This window comes from Glacieibacterium frigidum (genome assembly GCF_007097155.1).
Classification (GTDB): Bacteria; Pseudomonadota; Alphaproteobacteria; order Sphingomonadales; family Sphingomonadaceae; genus Glacieibacterium; species Glacieibacterium frigidum.
The window spans coordinates 638,187-661,352 of record NZ_VJWA01000001.1 but is presented as its reverse complement, the minus strand read 5'-3'; the positions used below and the strand labels follow the sequence as shown (position 1 = coordinate 661,352).

Annotated in this window: 15 protein-coding genes; 10 read left to right on the top strand and 5 right to left on the bottom strand. The window is 69.0% G+C overall.

Annotation, left to right across the window (positions count from 1 at the left end; genetic code table 11):
• The first annotated feature begins 69 nt into the window (after window positions 1-69).
• The 6 genes from FMM06_RS03165 to FMM06_RS03140 all read left to right on the top strand — a co-directional run bounded on the left by FMM06_RS03165 (window position 70) and on the right by FMM06_RS03140 (window position 7,091).
• Complete coding sequence (locus tag FMM06_RS03165; RefSeq protein ID WP_207790226.1) at window positions 70-855, top strand: alpha/beta fold hydrolase; 786 nt, start codon at window positions 70-72, stop codon at window positions 853-855.
• Between the two features lie 34 nt (window positions 856-889).
• On the top strand, window positions 890-1,819 hold the full coding sequence (locus FMM06_RS03160) for an SDR family NAD(P)-dependent oxidoreductase (protein ID WP_143554755.1): 930 nt from the start codon (window positions 890-892) through the stop codon (window positions 1,817-1,819).
• A gap of 90 nt (window positions 1,820-1,909) precedes the next feature.
• Entirely contained in the window at window positions 1,910-4,933 is a 3,024-nt protein-coding gene (locus FMM06_RS03155; RefSeq protein ID WP_185965013.1) for a TonB-dependent receptor, read from the top strand.
• Between the two features lie 64 nt (window positions 4,934-4,997).
• Window positions 4,998-5,333, top strand: a complete 336-nt coding sequence (locus tag FMM06_RS03150; RefSeq protein ID WP_143554753.1) for a DUF305 domain-containing protein — start codon at window positions 4,998-5,000, stop codon at window positions 5,331-5,333.
• A gap of 14 nt (window positions 5,334-5,347) precedes the next feature.
• Window positions 5,348-6,757 (top strand): YncE family protein, encoded by a 1,410-nt coding sequence (locus FMM06_RS03145; RefSeq protein ID WP_235889045.1) that lies wholly within the window; start codon window positions 5,348-5,350, stop codon window positions 6,755-6,757.
• A gap of 97 nt (window positions 6,758-6,854) precedes the next feature.
• A complete protein-coding gene (locus FMM06_RS03140; protein WP_185965012.1) occupies window positions 6,855-7,091 on the top strand; it encodes a DUF2171 domain-containing protein in 237 nt (78 codons plus the stop codon).
• Between the two features lie 89 nt (window positions 7,092-7,180).
• Here the strand turns inward: FMM06_RS03140 and FMM06_RS03135 are convergent, their stop codons facing one another.
• Window positions 7,181-8,224 (bottom strand): LacI family DNA-binding transcriptional regulator, encoded by a 1,044-nt coding sequence (locus tag FMM06_RS03135; RefSeq protein WP_143554751.1) that lies wholly within the window; start codon window positions 8,222-8,224, stop codon window positions 7,181-7,183.
• On the bottom strand, window positions 8,221-9,441 hold the full coding sequence (locus FMM06_RS03130) for an MFS transporter (protein ID WP_143554750.1): 1,221 nt from the start codon (window positions 9,439-9,441) through the stop codon (window positions 8,221-8,223). The genes FMM06_RS03135 and FMM06_RS03130 overlap by 4 nt, the downstream gene beginning before the upstream one ends.
• Window positions 9,442-9,588: 147 nt before the next feature.
• On the opposite strand from FMM06_RS03130, the gene FMM06_RS03125 reads away from it, so the two are divergent.
• From FMM06_RS03125 to FMM06_RS03115, 3 genes are all read left to right on the top strand, one after another.
• Window positions 9,589-12,051: a TonB-dependent receptor gene (locus FMM06_RS03125; RefSeq protein ID WP_143554749.1), complete on the top strand. Its 2,463-nt coding sequence runs from the start codon at window positions 9,589-9,591 to the stop codon at window positions 12,049-12,051.
• A gap of 130 nt (window positions 12,052-12,181) precedes the next feature.
• Window positions 12,182-13,498 (top strand): sugar MFS transporter, encoded by a 1,317-nt coding sequence (locus tag FMM06_RS03120; protein WP_144237049.1) that lies wholly within the window; start codon window positions 12,182-12,184, stop codon window positions 13,496-13,498.
• Window positions 13,499-13,520: 22 nt separating this feature from the next.
• A complete protein-coding gene (locus FMM06_RS03115) occupies window positions 13,521-16,022 on the top strand; it encodes a glycoside hydrolase family 3 protein (RefSeq protein ID WP_144237048.1) in 2,502 nt (833 codons plus the stop codon).
• A gap of 172 nt (window positions 16,023-16,194) precedes the next feature.
• Here the strand turns inward: FMM06_RS03115 and FMM06_RS03110 are convergent, their stop codons facing one another.
• Genes FMM06_RS03110 through FMM06_RS03100 form a run of 3 tightly spaced genes read right to left on the bottom strand, consistent with a single transcriptional unit; the run spans window position 16,195 to window position 22,128 of the window.
• The gene (locus FMM06_RS03110) at window positions 16,195-16,800 is read right to left on the bottom strand and encodes a L,D-transpeptidase (RefSeq protein ID WP_144237047.1); all 606 of its coding nucleotides are present in this window, start codon (window positions 16,798-16,800) and stop codon (window positions 16,195-16,197) included.
• A 22-nt stretch (window positions 16,801-16,822) separates the two neighbouring features.
• Window positions 16,823-20,458, bottom strand: a complete 3,636-nt coding sequence (locus FMM06_RS03105) for an MBG domain-containing protein (protein ID WP_143554748.1) — start codon at window positions 20,456-20,458, stop codon at window positions 16,823-16,825.
• A 14-nt stretch (window positions 20,459-20,472) separates the two neighbouring features.
• Window positions 20,473-22,128: a ShlB/FhaC/HecB family hemolysin secretion/activation protein gene (locus tag FMM06_RS03100; RefSeq protein ID WP_235889042.1), complete on the bottom strand. Its 1,656-nt coding sequence runs from the start codon at window positions 22,126-22,128 to the stop codon at window positions 20,473-20,475.
• A gap of 495 nt (window positions 22,129-22,623) precedes the next feature.
• Between FMM06_RS03100 and FMM06_RS03095 the strand changes: the two genes are divergently transcribed.
• Entirely contained in the window at window positions 22,624-23,166 is a 543-nt protein-coding gene (locus tag FMM06_RS03095) for a L,D-transpeptidase (RefSeq protein WP_207790225.1), read from the top strand.

Here is a 23,166-nt window from a genome sequence, read left to right as displayed (position 1 = left end):
GGCCTGGTGAGGTTTCTCACGCCCGGTGCGTCTCCCTTTCCGAACCCCCAGCCCGACGGAGTGAAGACGATGACAATGAGCAAATTCGGCATGGCAGTTGCACTGGGTGCGCTTGCACTTGCAGGCTCCGCGACGGCGCAGCCGGCGGCACGCCCGACGATCATTCTCGTCCACGGCGCCTTCGCCGGCTCGTCGAGCTGGAACGCTGTAGTCAGCGAGCTGCAGGCCGGCGGCTACCGCGTCATCGCCGCTGCCAACCCGCTGCGCAGCGTGGCGGGCGACGGCGACTATGTGGCGCGCCTGACGCGCTCGATCGACGGGCCGGTCGTCCTGGTCGGTCACTCCTATGGCGGCGAGGTGATCAACGCCGCAGCTGCCGACGCGCCGAATGTGAAGGCACTCGTCTTCGTCGCCGGCTTCGCGCCCGAGACCGGCGAGAGCGCGGTCAGCTTGGGCAACCAGTTTCCCACCGGCACGCTGGGCCAGACGCTGACCAAGCCCGTCCCCCAGGCGGATGGCCGCGGCGACGTCTATATTGACCAGGCCAAGTTCCACGCCCAGTTTGCTGCCGACGTGCCGCTGAAGGCCGCGATGCAGATGGCGGCGACCCAGCGCCCGATCCCGCTCGAGGCGCTCGGCGAGGCGTCCGCGGCACCGGCGACCTGGAAGACCCTGCCGAGCTATTTCATCTACGGTTCGCTCGACAAGAACATCCCGGCCGCGTTGCACGCCTTCATGGCGAAGCGTGCGGGGGCGAAGGCGACGGTCGCCATCGCCGGTGCCTCGCACGTCGTGATGGTCTCGCACCCGCGCGAGGTCGCGCGCATGATCGAGCGCGCTGCCGGTCAGAACTGAGGCCGCCGGCACGCACATCACTCGCGAGGAAATCATGCAGCGTCTCACTACCCCCTTCGGGTTTCGGTCGACCGCTGCGGACGTCGCGCGCGATATCGACCTTGCCGGCAAGCGGATCGTCATCACCGGCGGTGCGGGCGGGATCGGCGTGGAAACCGCCCGCGCGCTGGCCGGTGCGGGTGCGCAGGTCACGCTGGCGGTCCGGCGCCCGGAGGCGGCGCTGGCCGTCGCCGAGGCGCTGCGCCGCGACACCGGCAATCCGGCAATCGGGGTACGGCCGCTCGACGTGTCGGACCTCCGCTCGGTGCGCGCCTTCGTCGATGACTGGGCCGGTCCGCTCCACGTCCTGATCAACAATGCCGGCATCATGGCCGTGCCCGAGCTCGGGCGGACGGCGCAGGGTTTCGAGCTTCAGTTCGGCACCAACTATCTCGGCCATTTTGCCCTGGCGATGGGGCTGCACCGCCACCTCGCGGCAGCGGACGGCGCGCGTGTCGTCTCGGTGAGTTCGAGCGGGCACTTCTTTTCGCCGGTCATCTTCGACGACCTCGGCTTCGACTTCGTGCCCTACACGCCGATCGGGGCCTATGGGCAGTCGAAGTCGGCGACCGCGCTGCTGGCGGTGGGGATCACCGGGCGCTGGGCCGACGACGGCATCCTGTCCAACGCGCTCAACCCTGGTGCCATCGCGACCGGACTTCAGAAGCACAGCGGCGGTCTCAAGACCCCGGTCGAACGCCGCAAGACGCCCGAACAGGGAGCTGCCACCACCGTGCTGCTGGCCGCGTCGCCGCTGCTGGACGGCATCGGCGGGCGCTATTTCGAGGACTGCAACGAAGCGGTCCAGGTCGCGCGGCGTCCGACCGACTTTTCGGGCGGCTATGCGGGCTACGCGCTCGATCCGGCCAATGCCGACCGCTTGTGGGACATGTCGCTGCGGATGGTCGAGGACGCTGCAGCCTAATCGGCGTTCGCAGGTCCGGGTTCCTCTGCGGCCCGTGAAGGGTTATTCTGATGCCCTGGAGCCGAGATGCGGTCATCGGGGGTAGATTGCTTGGCGCTCGTCGTCGCGGCTCTCGTGGCCACGCCCGTGAGTGCGGCGGTCGTACCCGGCGTCGATGTGCCCGCCGGACCGTTGTCGGCCGCACTGACCGCGCTGGGTCGCCAGGCGAACATCGACATCCTGTTTTCCGACAGAGTGATCGGCGACCGGCAATGCGCTGCCTTGCGTGGTGAGGTCGCGCCGGGTGACGCCCTCGCCCGGCTGCTGGCAGGCAGCGGTCTGACCTACCGCCGGACTGCCGAAGGTGCCTACATCATCGAGCAGGCCGCAGTCGCGCCGACCGAGTTCGAGGAAGCGATTCCCGAAATCCTGGTCATCGGCCGCCGCGTACAGAACAGCGATATCCGGCGGACGCAGGACGATATCCAGCCCTACCAGGTCTATAGCCGCCACGACGTGCAGCGCGCCCGCAGCAGCTCGATCGAAGCCTTCGCGCGCAGCCGCCTGCCGGCCAACGCGCAGATCGCCTCGCCGCGCCAGACCGGCAGCAACACCCGGTCGGAAATCAACCTGCGCGGGCTGGGTGCGAACCAGACGCTGATCCTGGTCGATGGCCGGCGCATGCCCAACCTGCCCAGCCCGCCGTTCTCGTTCAACCAGCCCGACGTCAACGGCATTCCGGTCGAGATGATCGACCGGATCGAGGTGCTGACCGCCACGGCGGGCGGCGTCTATGGCACCGGCGCCACCTCGGGCGCAGTCAACATCGTGCTGCAGAACGACTTTCGCGGGGCGGAGGTCAGCGCCACCACCGGCGTCAGTTCGCGCGGGGACGCCTTCGAATACCGGCTGTTCGGGCGGGTCGGCTTTACCCCCGACAACGGCCGCACCAACGTCATGCTGGCGGCCAGCTGGGCGCGGGAAGCGATCCTGCAGGCCGGCGAGCGCGACTATCTCGATCGGGCGGCAAGGCGACGCTTCGCCAACGATCCCGAGACCGTACTGGGCGCTTCCCCCTTCCCGACCGGCAACGGCATCAACATCATCGGCACCGAGCCGCTCACCCTCGATCCTGAATTCGGCGGCACGGCGCTGGGCGCGCGCTTCACGACGCTGCCGCTCGGCCTGGGTGCCGATGTCGCGACGCGCAACGCCTTGCTCGTCGCCAATGCGGGCACCCTCACGCTCGACCAGGCGCCGGGCGTCCGCGGTACCGGGGCCAGCGTCCAGGGGTCGCCCGAAGTCCGGTCGATCTTGCTGAACGTCCGGCACGATTTCGGCGGCGGCGTCGAAGCGGCGGTCGACCTGATCGACACGCGCAATCGCGGGCGCCGCCGCTCGGCATCCTATAGTTCGTCGATCTACCCGATCCCGGCGAGCCAGCCGAACAACCCGTTTCAGCAGACGGTCTTTCTCGCCATCCCGGCCGACCCGCTGGGGGTCGCGCTGGAACGCACGATCAACGATACGCAGCGCTTGACCGCCAGCCTGACCGTGCCTTTACCCGGCCGCTGGCGCGCCAATGCCGAGATCGGCCGGGGCCATGCCCGCGCCGCAACTCTGGCGACCGTGACCGGCGAAACCGATGACCTTTTTCTCGCGCTCTATCGCGACGTGACGCCGGCCGGAAAGCCTGTCCTCAGGCCGCTCGGGGACTGGGACGAATTCACGACGGCGATCGGGTCTTATGCAAAGGCCCGTGCCACCACGAGCGGCCAGTCCGACCGTTTCCGCAATCTCGCTCTGCGGCTCGCCGGGCCAGTCCTGCAACTCGCCGGCGGGCCTGCTGCGCTGACCCTGCTCGCCGAAAACCGGCGGGAAACCATCGCGGAAAGCCAGACACTCCTGTTCTTCAGCGATGAGCCGATCGTCTTCAACCTGCCGCGGGTCGCGCGAAAGGTGCAGTCGCTGTACGGTGAGGGCCGGCTGCCCCTGACTGCAGATGCCGGGCTGTTCAGCAGGCTGGAGCTGCAGCTGGCGCTGCGCCACGACTGGACCCGGACGACCCTGCCCGGCGCAGTAACGTTCTTCGAAACCGACCCACCGCCTTACGCCAAGCGCAACAGCACGACGATGTACACCGCGGGCTTTCGCGTCGCGCCGATGCCTGGCCTGCTGCTGCGCGCCAGCACCGCGACCGGCGCACTACCGCCCGCGACCGACCAGATCGGCGCACGGCAGTCGACGGGGTCGAATTCGACGCCGGATCCGCAGCGCGGCGGTCGCTTTCTGGGTAGGGAGGTCACGACGACCTTCGTCACCGGCGGACGATCCGACCTGCGGCCGGAGCGAGCGCGAAGTATCTCGGCCGGTGCCATCGTGTCGCTGGGCGATGGCGCCAGTCCGCGCCTGTCGGTCGACTTCACGCGCATCACCAAGCGCGACGAGATCGTGCCGCTCCTCGGCGGCAACGAGGCGCTGCTGCTGGCCAACGAGGCAATCTACCCCGATCGCATCACGCGCGCCCCGCTGAGCGACGCCGACCGCGTGCTGGGCTTTACCGCAGGACCGGTGACAAGGATCGACCTGAGCAGCATCAACCTCGGCCGGACGCGGATCGACGCGGTCGATGTCGCCTTCGACCACAGCTTCAGCGCGCCGGCGGGCGACTTCAACGCGTATCTCCGGGCCACCTGGGAACCGACCTTCACGCAACAGGCCGGACCCGGCGCGCTGGCGATCGAACGGGTCGGCTACGTCGACGGGCCACTCGAATGGCGCGGTAACGCCGGTCTCGACTGGTCGCGCGGCCGCTTCACGGTCGGGTGCAACGGCCAGTTCTACAGCCGCTATCGTGTGGTCCGCTCCGTCACCACGGCGACGGAAGCGCAGACCATCAAGGCGCAGGGCGCCCTGCATATTCCGGCGCAGTTCTACGTCGATCTCTACGGCACCTATCGCTTAGGCCCGAACGATGCCGCAAGCGGCCCGGAACTGCGCTGGGGCCTGTCGAATGTCTTCGACCGCCGGCCGCCGACGGTCGTCGACCCGAACGGGCCGGGGTACAGCTTCTACGGCGATCCGCGCCGCCGCAGGTTCCAGCTGACCCTCGACGTCCCGCTCGCCGGGCGCTGACGCCCGCTGCGATGGGGCTTTCCAGCCCGCGTGCGTCCTGTCCTTTCGAAAGCTGGAGACGCCGATGGCCAAGACGATATTGATCGCATTCGCGCTGCTCGCCGCCGCACCCGCGCCGACCGACAGCCAGGCCTTCGCGATCGCCAATGCGCGCGCGATGCAGGAGATGATGGCCGCGATGCACGTCGCGTCGAGCGGCAACGTCGACACCGACTTCGTCAACATGATGGTGCCGCACCACCAGGGTGCCGTCGCGATGGCGCTGCTCGAACTCCGCTACGGCAGGAACGAACAGCTGCGCCGCATCGCCCAGGGCATCGTCGTGTCGCAGCGGCAGGAGATCGACGCCATGCGCCTCGCGCTCAGGCACCCGGCACCCGCCGACGGTAGCAAGCGATGAGACGCTGCCTTGCCATGTTGGCCGGCCTCGCGCTGGCCGGCGTCGCCCAAGCCGCGCAGGCGCCCTTCCCCGCGGCCGCGCCCGACACGCCGATCAGCAGCCGCGACCGCGTCTATGCGGCCGAGCAGTTTTCGAACACGGTCTCGGTGACCGATCCGTCGACCAACCGGCTGCTCGGCGTGATCCGCCTCGGCGACCCGCAGCCCGCCAATTTCAGCCCGCTCTACCGTGGCCAGGTCCTCGTGCATGGCATGGGCTTCGCGCCCGACGGTCGAACGATCGCGGTCGTCTCGATCGGCTCCAACGGGGTCAGCTTCATCGATACCGCGACCAATGCGGTCAAGCACACGACCTATGTCGGACGCTCGCCTCATGAGGCCTTCTACACCCCCGACGGCCGCGAGGTCTGGGTCACGGTGCGCGGCGAGGATTATATCGCCGTGCTCGACGCCACGACTTTTGCCGAGGTCGCCCGGGTCAGGACGCCGAACGGTCCGGGCATGACGATCTTCTCCCCCGACGGCCGCTACGCCTATGTCTGCTCGTCGTTCACGCCGACGCTCGTGGTGTTCGACGTCGCTTCCCGCGCCGAGGCCGGGCGTGTCGCGCAGCCCAGCCCGTTCTGCCCGAACATCGCCGCGACGCCCGACGGCAAGCAGGTCTGGTACACGCTGAAGGACATCGGCAAGACCGTCGTCATCGACGCCGCGCCACCGTTCGCAACGCTGGCGACCCTCGACACCGGACCAATCACCAACCATGTCAATTTCGTCGACACCGCCCGGGGACGCTTCGCTTACGTCACCGTCGGCGGGCTGAACGAGGTCCAGGTCTTCGACCGGTGGCGCTTCACCAAGGTTGTGACGATCCCGGTCGGCAGCCTGCCGCACGGCATCTGGCCATCGGGCGACGGGACCCGCGTTTATGTCGGTCTGGAGGGCGGCGACGAGCTCGTCGCGATCGATACCCGCACCAACAACGTGGTGGCGCGGGTGCCGATCGGGCAAGGCGCGCAGGCCCTCAACTATGTTCCCGGCGCGGTGCCGGTCGGCGACGGCACGGCGGGGCTGCAGCCTCTGGGCCTCGCGGGCAATGCCTTTCATCTGGCCATGGGACCGCCCGGCCAGGACGGTGCCGCGCCGACCACCGTCGCGTTGTACGATCAGGGCCTGGTGCAGGTGCTCGAGGCAGCCGTCACCGAGCTGGCGCCACGTGCGAATTACGTCCTCGGCTTCAGGGACGCGGCCGGCGCCTTCGAGCCGCTGGCATCGTTTACGACCAATCCGGCAGGCGCGGCCATCGTCAATGCAACGGGACAGATCCGCCAGATCGTGCGGGACGGCGGGACGACCCGGCGCTGGCTCGAGATCGTCGTTCAAGGATCGGATTCGCCGGCCCAAGCGGTACAGGTCCAGCGACCTTGATCGCCCTGCCCCGTTCGCAAATCCGCAATATGCCTGGTCCACGGACCCCATGCGGAAACGCCGCGTTACACCCCCGTCCCAATCAGGAGTCTACGAAATGATCGATCAGGTTCGTGAGCATATGGAAGTCATCGGCGCCGACGGCGTCCATGTCGGCACCGTCGACAAGGTCGAGGGCGGACGCATCAAGCTGACCAAGAAGGACAGCGGCGAAGGCAGCCACGAAGGCCACCACCACTTCATCCCCGGCGGCCTGGTCGCCGGCGTCGAAGGCGACAAGGTCCGCCTGTCGGCGAACGGCGACGTTGCCGTTACCTTCGAAGAAGAGGCCTGAGTTCTAACTCGGCGGCGCGACAAGCCGGCCAGCGACGCAGCGTCGCTGGCCACGCTCTTTTGAGGCACGTAGTTTAGTAGCGGCTACGTTCAAGAACGCTGGCTTGAACCGTCGCGCGTGTTCGGCCCCGTGCTCAGCCGGTCGACCAGTTCATAGTCGAGCAGGCGCCGAAAATGGGCGCTGGTCGGCGAGGCGCGGTAGCTCGGGTCGACGAGGATATCGACGGCACCGGCCGCCATCTCGCCCTTCGGCTGGCGGATCGTCGTGATCTGCGGCCACGCCGCGCGCGACGTCGGGGCGTCGTCGAAGCCCGCGACGGACAGGCGGTCGGGCACGCCGATCCCCAGCCGCATCGCGGTGATCAGGACGCCCAGCGCCATATCGTCGTTGCTCGCGAAGATCGCGCTGGGGAAGGCGGTGCCGCCCAGCATTTCCTCGCCTATCCTCAACCCCGAACGGAAAGAGAAATCGCCTTCGCGAACATCGCCGGGTCGCAATGTCAGGCCCGCCGCGGTCATCGCGTCGGTGAAGCCCTCGAACCGCTTCAACGACACGCTGTGCGCCGGATCGCCCTTGATGAAACCGATGTGGCGGTGCCCGAGGCCGATCAGATGCTCGGTCATCTCGCGTGCCGCCGAGCGGTCGTCCATCTCGATCAGGCCCGAACGCGTCGCATCGCCGCGCGGCGAAATCCGGACGTACGCCAGCCCCTCGCTGTCGAGCAGGTCGAGCAGCGCCTCCGAATCGCAGATCGGCGGCGTCAGGATCGCGCCGTCGAGACGCAGCGCGCGGATGCTGTCGATGATCTGCCCCGCCCAGTTCGGCGCGGTGATATCGAGCGGCTCGACGACGAGGTGATAGCTGCGCTCGCGGCAGCGCATCAGTGCGCCGAGCTGCAGGTCGGCGGCATAGCCCGACCCCGGATCGTCGAGAAACAGGCCGAGCAGGTAGGAACGCGAGCTCGACAGGCTGCGCGCGAAGGCGTTGGGGCGATAGTCGAGCTCGTCGACGATGCGCTGGACCGCGGCGCGCACCTCGGGCCGGACGTGCAGCTCGCCGTTGATGACGCGCGACACGGTCTTGGGCGACACCCCGGCGCGCAGCGCGACGTCCTTGAGGGTGACCGGCCTCATGTCCGGACAAATCGCGCGAACAGCGCGATGCCCACATAGCAGAGCGCCGGCACGAGCAGCGACGCGCCCAAGCTGGAGGCGTCGGCCGCGACACCGGTTACCACAGGCACGATCGCACCACCCACCACCGCCATGCACAGCAGCATCGACGCGAGTGGTGCCGAGCGATGATCGTCGGGCATCGCGAGGGCGTAGATCGTCGGGTACATGATCGAGTTGCACAGCCCGACGAGCAGCAGCGCCGCCGCCCCGGTGACGCCGCTCGCGGTCGTCGCGACCAAGGTCAGGATCGTCGCCGCGGCGCCGGCGGCCATCAGCACGCGGGCGGGGGCCAGCCGCTGCATGAGCGCGGCGCCGGCGAAGCGCCCGATCATCGCGCCACCCCAGTAGAGGCTGACCATCTGCCCCGCGACGACCGGCCTCGCGGCGAGGATTTCGCCGCGCATCAGGTAGTTGGTCAGCAGCGCGCCGATCGTCACCTCCGCACCGACATAGGCGAACATCGCCGCGGTGCCGGCGACCAGCCGCCGGTCGCGCAGCAGCAGGCGAAGATTGTCGACGCTGGGCAGCCGGTCGGTTGCCGTCTGCTGCCGCCCGAGCAGTTCGCGCCGCCAGAAATAGGCGAGCGCCAAGCCCGCCAGCACCAGCGCGCACAGCAGGAAAGGCAGGCCGACCGAGAAATCCGACGGTGCCGCGCCACTCGCCCCGGCGAGCAGCAGCGGCGCGGTCAGCAGCGGTCCGAGCACTGTGCCGAGCGAGTTGAACCCCTGCAGCAGGGTCAGTCGCGACGCCGCGTCTGCCGCCGGGCCGACGATCGTCACGACGGTGTTCGCCGCGATCTGCAGGAAGGTGATCCCGAGCGCGAGCAGCAGCAGCGCCGCGAGCACCAGGCCGAAATCGCGGCTGTTGTTCGCCGCGACGAACGCGAGGCAGCCCAGCGCCATCACGGCGAGGCCGGTGGCGATCGACCGCATATAGCCGCTGCGCACGATGATCGCGGTGATCGGCACGGCGAAGATCAGATAGCTGAGATGCGACGCGAACTGGATCATCAGCGCCTCGGCATAGCCAAGGTCGAAGACGGCGCGGAAGCGCGGCACCAGCAGGCTGACGATCGCGGTCAGGAAGCCGCCGATGAAGAACACGCCGATCGACAGCAGGAACAGCTGACGCGTCGCGTCCTGACCGCTCGTCCGCGCTGGTGCCTCCCCATCCATTCATACGCCTTACAGCGTCACCGCAGCTTCCGGAACACATCAACAGAAAATAAGTGACAACGCTGTCGAATACGATTTGACAACGCTGTCAATCCGCAAGACACGGGCATCAAGCCACGTTGAGGGCGACTCAGGGAGGAATTAACGATGAATTACCAGATTTCCGCGCTTACCCTCGTGGCCTCGCTCCTCGCCGGAACGGCCGCCGTCGCCCAGACCGCCGCCCCGTCGGGGCCGCCACCCGAGGCGCAGAATTCGGCGCAGCCAGCCAACACCGGCGTCGACGAGGGCGACATCATCGTCACCGCGACTCGGCGCGAGAGCAGCCTGCAGAAGACCCCGATCGCGATCTCGGCATTCAGCCAGGCAACGCTCGACCGCCAGCAGGTCCGCGACATCACCGACCTCGCGCGCTTCGTCCCCAGCCTGCAGTTCAGCCAGCAGGGCGACCAGTCGGCGGTCGTGCTGACGCTGCGCGGCATCGGCAACGACAGCGCCTATACCGAGGTCGCCGACCCCGAAGTCGCGATCTACATCGACGGCGTCTACAGCCCGCGTTCGCAGGGCGCATCGGTGCTGGCCTATGACCTCGAGCGCATCGAAGTGCTGCGCGGGCCGCAGGGGACGCTGTTCGGCCGCAACGCCACCGTCGGCGCGCTGAGCTTCGTCAGCGCCAAGCCGAATTTCGACGGCGTCTCGGGCTATGTCGAGGCGATCGCCGGCGATTATCAGCGCTTCGGCGCCCGCGGCGCGCTCAACCTGCCGCTCAGCGACACGCTGGCGCTGCGCATCGGCTTCGCGACCGAGCGCAACGACGGCTATGCCGACTTCCAGCCCGCCCCGAACGCCCCCGGCATCGACCCCGCAGCCTTCGTCACCTCGGGCAAGAAATACTACGCCCGCGACCAGTCTTCGGCGCGCGTCAGCCTGCTGTGGAAGCCGAGCGACCGGCTGACCTGGAACCTCAGCGCCGAGGGCTTCCTCGACAAGGGCGCGCCGGTCATCGGCCTGCTGCAGACGCCGCGGCCCGGTACCAAGCGCTGGTCGACGCTCAGTGACACCGCGCCCGACACCGACCGCTACTCGGTCGCGGTGCGCAGCAACATCGATTACTCGATCACCGACGGCATCACCGCGACCTATATCGCCGGCTTCTCGCGCATCGGCGGCAGCACGCGGACCGACGCCGACGCCGGCGCCCTGCCCCCGACCGGCGGCTTCGATCCCGCCGATCCGACCAAGCTGCTGTTCCTCGGCGGCTTCGGCGAGAACGCGACGATCGCCTCGCGCTTCGACTTCATGAGCCACGAATTCCAGCTCAAGTCGGCGGGCGAGCAGGCCTTCGACTGGATCGCGGGCGTCTATTACAGCCACGAGAAGAACTATATCCGCTTCGACGTCGACCAGCGCGACGGCTACCGCTTCGGCGGCACGCGGGCCTTCGTCGGCAGCTTCATCCAGGCCAACCGCCAGATCGACTCGCTCGCCGGCTTCGGCCAGCTGACCTGGAACGTCAGCGACGCGCTGCGCGCCACCGGCGGTCTGCGCTACACGCACGACAAGAAGGAGGACATCGGCGGCCGCAACGTCACCGCCTTCGGCTGCCCCGCGACCGGGCCGTGCAATGTCAACATCTTCGGCCAGTTCCCGAACGCGACCGCGGCCGAGCTCGTCGCGCTGCTCAACGCGCAGGGCGGGGCGTTCTCGATCTCGAACAACGACGTCAAGGGCAGCTGGAACAAGCTCAGCTGGCTGGCGCGCGTCGATGCCGACCTGGCGCAGGACACTCTGGGCTATGCCAGCGTCAGCACCGGCTTCAAGGGCGGCAACATCCAGGACGGCGGCGAAACCACCGACCCGGAGACGATCACCAACTATGAGGTTGGCATCAAGACGCGCCTGTTCGACCGCCGCCTGACCCTGAACCTCGCCGCCTATTACAGCGACTTCAAGGACTACCAGGTCAACCAGGTCCGCAACACGCGCGATTCCGCGGGCAATGTCATCGCGTCGCAGATCGTCACCGAGAACGCCGAGGGTGCGACCGCCTACGGCTTCGAGGCCGAGGCAGTGGCCAACTTCACCGACGACGACCGGCTGCAGCTCGCTGCGACCGTCCAGAAGACCAAGCTGAAGACGCTGATCACCGTCGACGGCCGCTTCGACGATGCGGGCAATGTCGCCAACCAGCGCGACCTGGAAGGCAACGAGCTGGCGCACGCCCCGCGCTTCTCGGCGACCGCGACCTACGAGCACGACTTCCACCTGGCGGGCGGCGGGACGATCACGCCGCGCGGCACGATCCACTACGAGACGCGCAGCTGGCTGAGCTTCTTCAACGGCGACCGGACCAACCGCGTCGTCGGCGGCGTGCCGGTCAACTATGGCACCGATTTCGACAAGCAGAAGTCGTATTCGCGCAGCGATTTCGCGCTGCGCTACACCGCGCCCGAGGACAAGTGGCTGCTCGAGGCCTTCGTGCAGAACATCGAGGACGGGAAGATCCGCACCAACGCCTCGACCTTCGGACCGACGCGCTATGCGCCGGTGTTCCTGTCGAACCTGCAGCCGCCGCGCACCTTCGGCGCCCGCGCCCGGCTGAACTTCTAGGTCGTTCGATCAATTTGGTATCGATGATGTCGATCTTTCCCCGGACATCGTCAAACTCGGCGGCGGCATGTGCCTGGCGCATGCCGCCGCCGCCATTCCGCCGGGCGGCGGCAGTTCTGGTGAGACCGTCATGGCGTTGAATTCCTCGACCCCGGCCCCCGCGACCGGCCAGGTCACCGGCGGCGTCGCCGACCTGCGCATCTTCATCTTCGGGCTGTTCTTCATCTTCGGGGGGATCACCAGTCTCAACGACGTGCTGATCCCCAAGCTCAAGCACCTGTTCACGCTGAGCTACGGCGAGGTGATGCTGGTCCAGTCGGCGTTCTTCCTCGGCTATTTCCTCGTCTCGCTGCCTGCCGCGGCGCTCGTCCGGCGGCTGGGGTTCATGCGCACCACCGTGGTCGGGCTGCTGACCATGACGGCGGGGTGCCTGTTGTTCATCCCGGCGTCGTCGTCGGGCATGTTCGTCGCCTTTCTCGGCGCGCTGTTCGTCCTCGCGTCGGGCATCACCATCGTCCAGGTCGTCGCCAACCCGCTGATCTCGCTGCTCGGGCCGCCCGCCAGCGCGCCGGCGCGGCTGACCTTCGCACAGGCGTTCAACTCGCTCGGCACGACCGTCTTCCCCTATTTCGGTGCGATCATCATCCTCGGCTCGCTGCCCGTCGTCGACGAGACCAGGCTGACCGGCGCTGCGCTTGCAGCCTACCGCGCGCAGGAGACGCGGGTCATCGACCAGACCTATCTCGGCATCGCGGTCGCGCTCCTCGTCGTCGCGGCGCTCGTCTGGATCCGGCGCAACCGGCTGCGCGAGGAACTGCCCCCGCCGGGTGGCAATGTGCTGGCGGCGTTCGACCTGCTCCGCCGGCCGCGCTTCGCCTTCGGTACGCTCGGCATCTTCCTCTACGTCGGTGCCGAGGTCGCGATCGGCTCGCTGCTCGTCAATTACCTGATGCAGCGCGACACGATGGGCCTGACCGCGCAGACCGCCGGCGAGCTGGTCGCCTTCTACTGGGGCGGTGCGATGGTCGGGCGCTTCATCGGCGCGGCGCTGATGCGGCGCGTCGCGCCCTCGACGGTGCTGCTGTGCGCGGCGATTGGCACGATGACGCTGCTCGCGGTTTCGGGCCTGACCAGCGGCACCATCTCGGGCGTCGCGCTGATCGGCATCGGGCTGTTCAACTCGATCATGTTCCCGACGATCTTCAGCCTCGCGTCCGCGGGCCTCGGTCCGCGCGCCGCGGAGGGGTCGGGGATCATCTGCATGGCGATCGTCGGCGGCGCGGTGATCCCGCTGCTCGTCGGCTTCGCTGCCGACGCGACGTCGCTGCGCGGCGCGCTGCTCGTGCCGGCGCTCTGCTATGCCGGCATCGCGCTGTTCGGACGCTACTGCGGCGCCCATCCGGTCGCCGGTGTCGAGACCAATGCCGGCGCCCCCGCCGTCGCCTAGGAGAATTGCGTTGCGCTTCCTGATGATCGCCGCGTCGCTGGCCGGGGTTTCGCTGCCTGCCGTAGCCGCCGCGCAGCCCGCGCTGTCGCCCGTCGCAAACCCCGCGCTCTGGCCGAAGGTCGCGGCGCGCCCGGTACGCGATGCCAAGGTCGAGGCGCAAATCGACGCGCTGCTTGCCAAAATGAGCATCGAGGACAAGGTCGGCCAGCTGCTGCAGGTCGACATCGGCAGCCTGACGCCCGCCGACCTGCTGACCTACAAGCTTGGCTCGGTCCTCAACGGCGGAAATTCGGACCCGAACAGCGATCCCCTAGCGCCGCCGGCCGAGTGGCTGAAGCTCGCGGACAAGTTCTACGACGCCTCGATGACCCGCAGCGACGGGCGGCCGCAGATCCCGGTGATCTGGGGCACCGACGCGGTCCACGGCAACAACAACATCTTCGGCGCGACGCTGTTTCCGCATAACATCGGCCTGGGCGCGGCGCGCGACCCCGCACTGGTGCGCGAGATCGCACGCGTCACGGCGCTCGAGACCGCGGCGGCCGGGCTCGACTGGACCTTCGCGCCGACGCTTGCGGTGGTGCAGGACGACCGCTGGGGGCGGACCTACGAGAGCTATTCGGAGGAGCCTGCGCTGTTCGCCGACTATGCGACCGCGACGATCGAGGGGCTGCAGGGCAAGGTCGGCACGCCCGAGTTTTTGAGTTCGAGCCACGTGCTGGCGACGACCAAGCATTTCCTCGGCGACGGCGGCACCGGCGGGCGCGACCAGGGCGACACGCGCCTGCCCGAGGCGGACTTCCGCGACATCCATCTGGGCGGCTACCCCGCGGCGATCGCGGCCGGCACCCAGTCGGTGATGGCGTCCTTCTCGAGCTGGAACGGCGTCAAGATGAGCGGCAACAAGAGCCTGCTGACCGACGTGCTGAAGGTCCGCATGGGCTTCGACGGCTTCGTCGTCGGCGACTGGAACAGCCATGGCCAGGTGCCCGGCTGCACCAACGAGGACTGCGCCGCGGCGATCAACGCCGGGATGGACATGTTCATGTATTCGGGGCCCGACTGGAAGAAGCTCTACGCCAACACGCTCACCCAGGCAATGGCGGGGACGATCCCGCAGGCGCGGCTCGACGACGCGGTGCGCCGCATCCTGCGCGCCAAGATCCGCGCCGGGCTGTTCGAGAAGGGTCGCCCGTCGTCGCGGCCGCTGGCGGGCAAGTTCGAGCTGATCAACGCGCCCGCGCATCGCGAGATCGCGCGGGCTGCGGTACGCGCCTCGCTGGTGCTGCTCAAGAACGAGCGGGGCACCCTGCCGCTGCGCCCGAACGCCGAGATTCTTGTCGCCGGCGGCGGTGCCGACAAGATCAACCAGCAGGCCGGCGGCTGGTCGCTCAGCTGGCAGGGCGACGACATGCCCAACAGCGCCTTCCCGAACGCGCACTCGATCTGGACGGGCATCCGCGACACCGTCGCCGCCGCCGGCGGCCGCGCGACGCTGACCCCCGACGGCAGCTTCACGAAGACGCCCGCCGCCGCCATCGTCGTCTTCGGCGAGCAGCCCTATGCCGAGTTCAAGGGCGACCGCGCGACGCTCGATTACAGCGCCGGCGACAAGTCCGATCTCGCGCTGCTGCGCAAGCTCAAGGCGGCGGGTATTCCCGTCGTCGCGGTGTTCCTGTCGGGGCGCCCGCTGTGGGTGAATGCCGAGATCAACGCGTCGGATGCCTTCGTCGCCGCCTTCCTGCCCGGCAGCGAGGGCGCTGCCATCGCCGACGTGCTGTTCCGCAAGCCCGATGGCGGCATCGCGCACGACTTCCGCGGCAAGTTGAGCTTCTCCTGGCCGCGGCGCCCCGACCAATATCTGCTCAACCGCCGCGACAAGCCCTACGACCCGCTCTTCGCCTATGGCTATGGCCTGAGCTACGCCAAGCCCGGCACCGTGCCGACCCTCGACGAGACCCGGCCCGCGGGGCTGGCCAGCGACACCGGCGGCATCCTGTTCGCCAAGGGCGCGGTGCCCGAGGGCTGGAACTTCGCCGTTGTCGAGCCCGGCGGGCCCGTGGCCGTGCTGACCGGCGCGGTCGGCCAGTCGACGGGCGGCAAGCTCGTCGTCACGGCCGTCGACCGGGCGAGCCAGGAGGATTCGCGCCGCCTCACCTGGACCGGCCCCGCCGAGCTGCGCCTGACGCCGCCCGCGCCGGTCGACCTGACGCGCGAGACCAACGGTGAAATCAGCCTGACCGTCGAGTTTCGCGTCGACACCGCGCCCGTCGGGCCGGTCACGGTGGCGATGGCCGACACGGCGGGCAAGGTCGCGACCATCGCGCTTCCCGCGACGCTGGCGGCGAGCAAGCCGGGCGAATGGACGACGCTGAGCATTCCGCTGCAGTGTTTCGCCAAGCAGGGCATCGACATGGCGCAGGTCGCGAGCCCGCTGGTGATCGCGAGCAGTGCCGGCGCGCTGTCGGTGTCGGCCGTCCGCCAGGTCTACGTCAACGTGCCGATGACCGCTTGCGCGCGGTGAGTGAGGCTCCACCGACCTGTAAGTTGAGACCCAGCCTGGTCCCTATTTTGGGCGCCGATGTCCGCCTGCTCGGCCGCGAAACGCGGGGTATGCGACCGGGTGAGGTTGATCACTTCCGCGCCCGCGATATCGGCGCGCCCGTCATGCACACCGCGCTGCGGCGGCAAGTGGATCAGCGAGCCGGTGCGGCGAGCCCGACGAAGAATTCGGTCAGCGGGACGACCTCGGGGATGACGTAGACGACTCCGCCGCTGGCCATGAACAGCGGCTCGATGGTGTCCGCGAAGAACGCGACGGGCACGTTGATGCAGCCGTACGAAATCCGGTTGTCGGCCGGGGTCGGCGACGCAAGGCGTTCGAGGCGGCGCTCGCGCGGCTTCGCCGTGACGACCGCGTGAAGCGAGACGGCGGCGGCGTAATCGACCCACAGGATGCGGCGGCCCGCAGCGTTGGTGCCGATCGCGGCGTCGAAGCGGCCTGCAGGCGTGGTGCGCTCGGCGGGCGTGATGCTGGCGAGCGGCCGGTCGCCGATGCCCGGCACCGAATGGTCGCCGCGCGCCAGGCCGAGGAGGACGGGGGCGTCCCCGCGCGGTCGTCCGGCGCCGTCGAAAGCGAAGACGCGCGCCGCCTGCTTGTCGACGACCGCGAAGGGCACGCCGCGATTGTCGCCGCTGGCGACGACCCAGGCAGTCAGCGTCTCGACCGGCGTTGCCGCCCGGCCCGGAGTTGCGGCAATGCTGGCGAAGACCATTGTCCCCGCCAGCACCACGCGCCGCATGCTCGTCACTGTGCCCCCCGGCTCAGTTGCGGTCGGGCTTCGGGACCCGCATCACGGGCACCGGCGCGGCGGGCGCAGGGCGCGCCACGGCGGCGGGTGCCGCGGCCTCGACTGCAGGTGCTGCCACCGGTGCCGCCGCGGGCATCCGCACGCCGCCGTTCAGCACGGCGAACTGGACGCCCGCTGCGGGAGCCGCGACCGCCACGACACCTGCGCCGCCGCCATTCTCCTGCCCGGAGCCGACATCGTCGCCGACGAAGCGCTGCCCCTCGCCCGACAGACCGCCATCGGCGATCGGCGTCGGTGTCGGTGTCGGAGTGGGCGTGGGCGTGGGCGTGGGCGTGGGCGTTGGGGTAGGAGTGGGGGTCGGTGTTGGCGTCGGAGTTGGTGTCGGGGTCGGCGTCGGCGTCGGCGTCGGAGTAGGCGTCGGCGTCGGCGTAGGCGTCGGAGTGGGGGTCGGAGTCGGAGTCGGAGTCGGAGTTGGTGTCGGGGTCGGAGTCGGCGTCGGCGTCGGCGTCGGAGTGGGCGTAGGCGTAGGCGTGGGGGTCGGAGTGGGCGTCGGAGTAGGCGTGGGCGTCGGGGTCGGCGTCGGGACCGGCGGCACCGTCGCACTCGCCACCGTCAGCGTGCCTGCCGTGTAGGTCGTCGCGTAATTGCTCGCGACATAGCTGCCGCCCGATGCGTTGCTCGCGTCGATCGCATAGGGGCCGTCGGTCGCCGCACTCGCGGCACCGTCGCTGACCAGCGTCACCCGGGCGATCGTGTCGCCGTTCTTCAGGCCGTCGGCGGCGAACTCGGTGCCGGCGAAGACCAGTGCGGTCCCCCCTAGCTTCGACGCGTCGTTGGCGGTGATGGTCAGTGCCGCCGGGGTCACGGTCAGCGCGCCGTCGACATAGGTCACGACATAGTTGCCCGGCATGTAGGTGCCGCCGCCCGCGCCGCTGCCGCTGATCGCATAGGGGCCGCCTGCGACCCCAGCGGTCGCCACCGTGCCGGCGCTGGTCGCGGTGAAGCTGCCGACGGTGTCGCCGTTCTTCAGGCCCGTCGCGACGAAGCCCGTCGGCGACAGGGTCAACGTGTCGCCATAGACCTTGCTCGCACTGTTCGCCGCGATGACCAGGCTGGCCGGGGTCAGCGTCAGCGTGCCGTTGATGTAGCTTGTCGTGTAGTTCGACGCGACGAAGCTGCCGCCCGCCGCATTGCTGGGGATGATCGCATACGGCCCGCCCGCGACGCTTGCGGTGGCGGGCGCACCGGCGCTGACCAGGGTCGCCGTGCCGATCGTGTCGCCGTTCTTCAGGCCGGCCGCGGTGAACTCGGTGCCGGTGAACGCCTTGACGTCACCGTAGATCTTGACGGCGTTGTTGGCGGTGACGGTCAGCAGCGCAGGGTTGATGCTCAGCACGCCGTTGACGTAGGTGACGCTGTAGTTCGACACCGCGAAGGTGCCGCCGGTCGCGTTGCTGGGTTGAATCGCATACGGCCCGCCCGCGACGCTCGCGGTGGCGGGGGCCCCGGCGCTCGCCAGCGTCACCGTGCCGATGGTCTCGCCGTTGACGAGGCCCGCCGACGTGAAGGCGGTGCCGGTGAAGCCGACCGCCTGGCCGTAGGTCTTGCCGACATTGCTCGCGGTGACGGTCAGCGCAGCAGGCGTGATCGACGCCGTGGTGATCCCCGCGGCGGCGAACAGCGCGTAGGCCCCCTGATCGGCACCGGCGAGGCCGACGCCGCTGAAGGTCACGGGCTTCAGCGTGCCGACATTGGGGTTGTTGAAGTTCGCCGTGCCGCCGACGAGGCGCACGTCCTTCGATCCGCCGACCGTCGGGTCGCCGCCGCGGAAGGTCAAAGTCGCAGGCGTCGTGCCGTCGTAGACCTTGTCGAGCGCCCCCGCGAAGACCCACATATAGGCCGTGAAGCCGGTATAGTCGTTGGGCGCGCCATAGCCGTTCTCGGGCGAGTAGTAGATCGTCTTCGACACCGAGGTGACGGGGAACAGCGGGCTCAGCCGCACCGTGCCGCCCGCCAGCCCGCCCGAGCCGTCGGCATCGGCGATCAGCAGCACCGCGCCGCCGCCGCTCGCGGTCAGCGCGCCGTTCAGGACGATGTCGTGACCGGCGTTGAAGTCGATCAGCGACCCCAGCGCACTTGCCGTGACCGCCGCATTGACGCGGATGTCACGGCCCGCGACGAGGCGGAGCTTGGAACCTGCGGTGCTCGCGGTGACCGCGGCGTTGATCAGCACGTCGTTGCCGGCGCGCAGCTCGAGGGTCTGCGGCGTCGTCCAGGTGACGGCGTCGGACACGGTGATGTCGTGATCGGCGACGATCAGGCGGTTGGAGCTCGCGAGGCTGATCGTCACCTGCGACGGCGTCTCGTCGCCGCCCGCGATGGCAATTTTATAGTCGACCGGATCGAGCAGCCACAGGCCGGTCGTGCCGCCGGTGCCGCGCGTGTCGACGAACGCCGTCTTTCCCAAGACGACATGCGCGCCGGAGGTCTCGACGAGGCCGCCGGTACCACCCGCGCCGCGCGCGCTGATCGTGCCCGCGACGCGCGTCTCGCCGTTCGACCAGGCGACGACCGTGCCGCCGTCGCCGCTGCCGGTCGCGTCGGCTTTCACCGTCGCGGTCGAACCGAAGTCGAGGCTGCTCGCATTGGCGACGCTCGCGTCGCGTCCCTGATAGCCGCCGCCCAGCAGCACGGTGCCGCCGCCCGCCGCGCCCGAGGCGTCGATCGTCGCATTCGCCAGCGTGACGGCGGTGCCGGTGGCTACGATCCGCCCGCCGCGCTCGCCCGCGCCGCTGCCCGTCGCGTCGATCGTCCCCGCGACGTCGATGCCGCCGCCCTCACCCAGCAGCATGATCACGCCGCCGCGGCTGCCGACCGACCGTGCCTCGATCACGCCGGTGTTGTTGACCACGGTGCGGATCAGGCTGTTCGCGGCGTTGGCGGTCAGCACGACCTGGCCGCCGTCGGCGCGGATGATGCCGCCGTTGCGCGCCATCGCGCCGACCGCACCCTTGTCGACCGCGACGCTCAGCAGGCCGTTGCCCGTGACGTCGAGGGTCACCGCCGACCCCGCCGCGAGCGCCACGGTGCCCATCCGTGCCGCGATCAGCCCCTGGTTGCTGACCGTCGCACCGAGCAGCGCGACATAGCCGCCGTTGGCGGCGATCGTGCCGTGGTTGACGACGCCTGCCGTGCTATCGCCGCTGAAGCGGTAGTTGCCGGCAATGAAGTCGGCGTCGGCGATGTCGAGCGTCGAGGCGACGAGGCCGGCGACGTTGACCTGCGCGCCCTGCCCGAACAGCACGCCGTTGGGGTTGACGACGAACACGCGCCCGTTGGCGCTGAGGCTGCCGAGGATCGCGCTGGGGTCCTGCCCGACGACGCGGTTGAGCGCCACCGACTGGCTGTTGGGCTGGACGAAGGTAACGCCCTCCCCGGCCCCGATGCCGAAGCTCTGCCAGTTAATCACGGCATTCTGGGTCGACTGGGCGACGGTCATCTGGCCGGGCGCCGCGCTGATCGTCGCGGCACCCGCAGCGACCGCACCCCCGGTCGGCAGGGCGAGGGCGGGGCCAGCGATCAGCGCGGCGACCGCGCCGCCGAGCAGCAGGGTGTGGCGGTGCGATACGGCAAGGGTCTGGCTACGCATGACGATTTCCCTGTTCAGAAAAGCTTGGTGAGCTGGACCCAGAACTGCCCCGTCTTGTCGGGCTGGGAGACGACACGCGTGTCACCGATGCGGTGGGCGTAGGAGGCACGGACGAGGAAATCGCCCGGCGCGGACCAGCTGACGCCACCGCCGCCGCCGGTCAGGTTGGTGCTGTTGGAGCCTGCGAAGAAGCGGTCGCGGCTGAAGGTAACGCCGCCGTTGTCGATGAAGGCGAACAGCTGGACGTCGCCGGGCACGCGCTGCGACAGCGCGGTCAGGTCGAAGCGCAGCTCGGCGGTGGCGACATAGCCCTGGTCGCCGTATGCCTCGCCCTCGGGATAGGCACGGACGCCGTACGCGCCGCCCAGCTCCATCTTCTCGGAGATATCGAGGTTCTTCGACGCCAGCTGGCCACGCGCCGCGACCGACAGCGACAGCGGCCCCGACAGCGTCTGGACGCGCCCCGCCGCCAGCGCGACCTTGGTGAAGCCGCCGTTGCTGCGCGCCGTCAGCGCATCGATCGCGCGCACCGCCGGCGTGCGGATGTCGAGGTCGCCGGTGCTGACGACGGCCGAGGCATAGCTCGCGCTGCCCTTGCCGCGCCAGTCGCCGGCAAGGCCCGCGAAGCCGACCGTCGAGCGCTTGCGGCTGGTGGCGCCGACCGAATCGATGTCGTCGCGGAAACGCTTGAAGTCGACGCCGCCGAGGAGGTTGAGGTTGGCCTTGTACGAGCGGGTCAGCGGGTAGCTGGCGTAGACGCTGGCAATGTCGGCCGAGCCGTGCGCGTCGAGGCTCTTGAACTCGCGGTACAGGCGGTAATCGAGCCGCGCATAGGCGACGCCGACCGTCACACCGAACAGCGGCGCCTGGTATGAGCCGCGGACATAGGTCAGGCCGCGATCCGAGACGAGCGCGCGGACGCCGATCGTGTCGCCGATCCCGAGCGTGTTGTTGAAATTGAGCGATCCACCAAGGCGAAAATAGCCGGTGTAGCGGTTGCCGGCATTGTCGGCCTCGACGCTGCCCGTGACGCTGCGCCCCGGCAGCACGTCGACGACGAGGTCCGAGGTGCCGACCGCCTCGCCGGGCACCAGCGTCGAGCGGACGGCGACGCCGGGAATGTCGGACAGCAGCAGCAAGCGCCGCTCGAGCGGCGCGTTGGCGACGATGTCGCCGGGGTCGAGGCCGGCAATCACCTTGTTGGCAACGCCGTCGGACAGGCGGCTCGAGTTGTTAAGCGTGACCTTGCCATAGCGCCCCTCGATGACGGCGATGGTGACGCTGCCGCCCTCCAGCGCCTGCGCGGGCAGATAGGCCTGGGCGACGAAATAGCCCTGGCGGCTGTAGAAATCGGTGATCCGCGCCGCGATGGCGCGCAGGTCGCCGAGGTTGAGCGTCGCGCCGGGCTGAAAGCCTGTTACCGCCAGCAGCTCGGCCTCGGTGAATGCCGTCTGCCCTGTGATGCGCAGGGCCGTGACCGGGAAGCCGGGCCCGGCATCGGCCGGTGTAGCGGCGGCCCCGGCACGCTCGACGCGGATTTCGGGGATCTCGGTTCGCGGCGCGGGCGGCGGCGGAATCTGCTGCAACTGGCCGCCGGCGCTGGGCAGCTGCTGGGCCGACACGGCTGTCCCGGCGCAGAGCAGGACAATGAGCGGGAGACGCTTACGCAAACCAAATTCCTTCCCGGCGTGGGCGTTGTCGTCGCGGATCGCCGAGGGAAGAGTGCCAACGGAAGTCCCGGCGCCGCTGCCGAAGACCCTTGTGAGTCGCCGACAGCAGGCAGGTGTCATTTGAGCCGGTCGAGCCGGGCCGGGACATATGTGGTAACTACCGGGCCTGTCCTTATCGCGGTGTTAACCCGAGTATACTGCGACTGAATCAGCGGCTGACTTCCGAATAGTTGATCCGTTACTGCGCCATCGTGTCGCGGTTCGGCTTCACACACGGTTTCGCGCGCAGTGCGCAGTGCACAGAAACCATCCTCAACGCCCAGTTGATTAACAGATCATTGCTGGTTCTTTAATTACGGAAATGCTAACCGAATTATTCGCACTGTTTGCAAGGCTTTCCCGATTATTCGCCAACTCCCCCGGGCGCTCGCCGTTGCCGTCGCCCTGTCAGCCGGGGTTGCCGCCGCAGCCACTGCCACCACACCTTACGTCGTCATGTCGCCCGAGGCGCGGCGCGTCGTCGACTGGGTGGTGGCGTCGCGGGACAACGGCGGCAACGCCTTCATCGTGGTCGACAAGGCCAATGCGCGCCTGATGCTCTTCGACGCTTCGGGCATGGTGCGCGCGACAACCCCGGTGCTGCTCGGCCTTGCGCGCGGTGACGATTCGCCGCCGGGTATCGGGACCCGCAAGTTATCGGCGATCGCGCCCGCCGAACGCATCACGCCCGCTGGCCGCTTCGTCCTCGAGGCGGGCAAGAACATGGCGGGCAAGGACATCGTCTGGATCGATTACGACGCGGCGGTGTCGCTGCACCGCGCCTCGGACCGCAAGCCGGGCATGGGCGCGCGCAGCCGCGTCGAGCGGCTGGGCAGCACGACGGCGGCCGAAAAGCGCGTGTCGCTGGGCTGCGTGAACGTCGCGACGGCGTTCTACGACAGCTTCATTCAGCCGACTTTCGGCCACGCGCCGGGCATCGCATATATCCTGCCGGAAACCCGGTCGGCGGCCGCCGAGTTCGCCATTCCTCCGGTGTAA